This is a genomic window from Zoogloea sp. LCSB751 (genome assembly GCF_002028455.1).
Lineage (GTDB): Bacteria > Pseudomonadota > Gammaproteobacteria > Burkholderiales > Rhodocyclaceae > Zoogloea.
The window spans coordinates 1-262 of record NZ_MWUM01000292.1 but is presented as its reverse complement, the minus strand read 5'-3'; the positions used below and the strand labels follow the sequence as shown (position 1 = coordinate 262).

1 protein-coding gene is annotated in these 262 nt (G+C 39.3%); it reads right to left on the bottom strand.

Annotated features, from left to right (window positions below; all coding sequences use genetic code 11):
* Window positions 1-108: 108 nt before the first annotated feature.
* Window positions 109-261, bottom strand: coding sequence for a Fe-S cluster assembly protein IscX (iscX, locus tag B4920_RS26690; RefSeq protein ID WP_079437600.1), 153 nt, complete (start codon window positions 259-261; stop codon window positions 109-111).
* Between the last annotated feature and the right edge of the window lies 1 nt (window position 262).

The window sequence follows — 262 nt, the reverse complement described above, 5'->3', positions numbered from 1 at the left end:
CAAACTCCGACTAAAATCCCATTTTACAGCCAAATAAGCGTGATAGATGTCACACCAATTAGTTTTTTCGTGGACAAGTTGCCGCAACAACAAGGTGAGTAACTGATGTTATTTTTCCTCGATCCAGCATTGTTGAATAGCTTTTAATTCCTTTTCATTGCAATGTTTAGGATCGTCATCAAAATCCTCTAGCGCTAACACCCACTCATACAACTCGGTAAAATGCAGTTTGCGGGGATCAACATCTGAATGTTTTTCCAGT